A 2629-nucleotide genomic window follows, 5' to 3' on the forward strand; every position below is an offset into this window, starting at 1 on the left:
CTGAGAAAGAATCCCGGAAAGGCAGTAATAGAAATATTGCCCCCAATATATCCTGGGTTAAACAAAAATGAATTCTTGCAAAGTTTAGAAAAAATTATTGAAGAGAGAAGCAGTAGATTAACCATAGGAAAAACTGATATTGCAAATTAACAAAAAAACTTTATAATTAAAAGAAAAGTACAGTATTTTAGTTATTAATATATGGCAAATCATAAGAGTGCTAAAAAAATGATAAAGGTAATAGCAAAGCGCACTTTAATAAATAAGATGCGGAAAAGTAAAACTCGCACCTCTATTAAAAAATTGGTTGATATAATCAAGTCTGGCGACAAAGAAAATGTTGTTCTGGCATTTCGGAATGCTGAATCTAATTTACACAAGGTGTTATTCATAGGAATACTGCTGCGCGTAAAATAAGTCGCTTAAATGCAAAAGTAAAAGCATTGATGACCGCTTAATACGGTTAATGTAAAGTTAACTGTATTAATATATACTCCTCAGTTTGTATATTCTATATAAAATTTAAGTAGCTTAAGTGATGGATAAAAAAGTGCTATTAGAACTAAGTAATGGATTAAAAATCGAGCTACCTGTATTAAGCGGAACAACAGGTCCTGATGTGTTAAATATCAAGGATTTATATGCGATGACAGGATTATTCACTTACGATCCAGGGTTTGTTTCTACAGCTTCATGCTCTTCTACAATTACATTCATTGATGGAGATGAAGGAGTTCTTAAATATAGGGGACATAATATAGCTGATTTGGCAGAGAATAATAATTTTACTGCTGTGATTTATTTATTGCTCTATGGTGAATTACCCAGTTCAGAGCAACACAAAAAATTTCTTCTCAAAATACAAGAATCATCCAAAGTATCAGAGCAAGTTACAAATGTAATTAAAGCATTTCCAAAAACTGCTCACCCTATGTCAATCTTAGTTGCATGTTTTGCAAGTTTGTCAGCATCTTATCATGAAAAGCATGGCAACAATGTCAATGGTGAAGACCTAGATTTTGGAATTTCTGCAATAGCGCAAGTTTCCACAATTATTGCAATGATTTATAGGCATATCAACAATCAGGAATTCATAAATGCTAACAATGAATTAAGTTACAGTGAAAATTTCTTAAAGATGATATTTGGCGATGCTGTTGATAATGATAAAAGCGCCCTTTTTGCAAAAGCTCTGGATAAAATATTTACTCTCCATGCTGATCATGAACAGAATGCTTCTACGGCGGCTGTCAGATTGGTGGGATCGGCTGGTTCTAATCTGTTTGCAAGCCTCTCTGCAGGAGTTGCTACACTTTGGGGACCAGCACATGGTGGAGCTAATGAGGCAGTTATAAATATGCTAAAAGAGATAGAGCAAAGTGGAGATATAGATAAATTCATCGAAAAAGCTAAAGATGATAAAGATCCATTTAAATTGATGGGATTTGGACATCGTGTTTATAAAAATTATGATCCGCGCGCGCGTATATTGAAAGGCGCTTGCCATGAGGTTCTAAGTAAACTAGAACAAAATAATGAACTGCTTAAAATTGCAAAAAAACTTGAAGAAATAGCTTTAAAGGGTGAATATTTCGTATCGTGCGTAAGTTATATTCAAATGTTGATTTTTACTCAGGTATAATAATGAATGCTATTGATATCCCCTCAAATATGTTCACGCCTATTTTTGCACTTGCAAGAACCACTGGTTGGGTTACTCAGTGATATGAAATGATAAATGATAAAGAAACTAAGATCTGTAGACCAAGGCAACTCTATTTTGGTAAATAAATTTATTTTCACTTCATTAGACTTCTTGCATAATCCAAACTAAGTAGAAAAAAGGTGTCATCCGAGTAGCTGACACTGGTTCCTTTACGACGGAAGTGTTCAGAGGTGTCATTCCAGTCTGGAATGGCTTTGTTGCATCACACTTTATGAGATGGTGATTTGTGGTAAATTCATGTAACTATCTCAAATTTAGCCATCAGTGAATTTATTAAGCAAATAGCATTTGATTAGCAGTTCTTTTCCTCGATTTATCTCAGATTTATTCCTAAAACTAAATCCGAATATTTGCTTTAATCTTGAGAAGAACCCTTCAATATAAGATCTTTTCCCATAATTTACTTCTTTTTTCCATTCTTTCATGCCATCTTCACCGTATAATTTTATTAACCTAATAGCAGCATTCCTGTCAGACATATAATCTATTTCTGGATGTTCTGCCGCATTGTTTATTGGTGCAATTTTTGTCTTTATATCATATTTGTTACACAACTTATAAAACTTCTGCCTATCACATGCTCTATCTGCATATAGTGCTTTTATGGCATGCTGAAAATCAACTTCTTTTAGCAAATCACAAGCTCCATAGTGATCAGAGTAGACACCGTTACTGCTGCACTGCTACTGTATTTTACAGCTATTGCTTTTTGGTTGTTTATATTCAATATTACGTGCAATTTTCGCGTTTGCTCATAGCCACGATATTTTCTGTCAGTGCTATTTTCATTGCTGTGACCAGGAGTGTTGTTGTATATACTAATTCCTGTACTGCCTGTAGCAATTTCGATATCTTCCATATTATTTTTATCAATTCTGCAATCATTTATCTTAATATTAAGTT

At 33.5% G+C, this 2629-nt stretch carries 4 pseudogenes; 3 read left to right on the forward strand and 1 reads right to left on the reverse strand.

The features are described 5' to 3' along the window. The 3 pseudogenes from WGMM_RS07215 to WGMM_RS03490 form a co-directional block, all read left to right on the forward strand. A pseudogene (locus tag WGMM_RS07215) lies at positions 1–150 on the forward strand (lysophospholipid acyltransferase family protein); the annotation flags it as partial. Positions 151–201: 51 nt separating this feature from the next. Continuing rightward, positions 202–458 (forward strand): annotated as a pseudogene (gene rpsT, locus WGMM_RS03485) (30S ribosomal protein S20). An 80-nt stretch (positions 459–538) separates the two neighbouring features. Further along, positions 539–1791 (forward strand): annotated as a pseudogene (locus WGMM_RS03490) (citrate synthase). 170 nt (positions 1792–1961) lie between these two features. Here WGMM_RS03490 and WGMM_RS07520 read toward each other — a convergent pair. Then, a pseudogene (locus WGMM_RS07520) lies at positions 1962–2629 on the reverse strand (transposase); the annotation flags it as partial.

Source organism: Wolbachia endosymbiont of Glossina morsitans morsitans (genome assembly GCF_000689175.1).
In the GTDB taxonomy this organism is placed as follows: domain Bacteria; phylum Pseudomonadota; class Alphaproteobacteria; order Rickettsiales; family Anaplasmataceae; genus Wolbachia; species Wolbachia pipientis.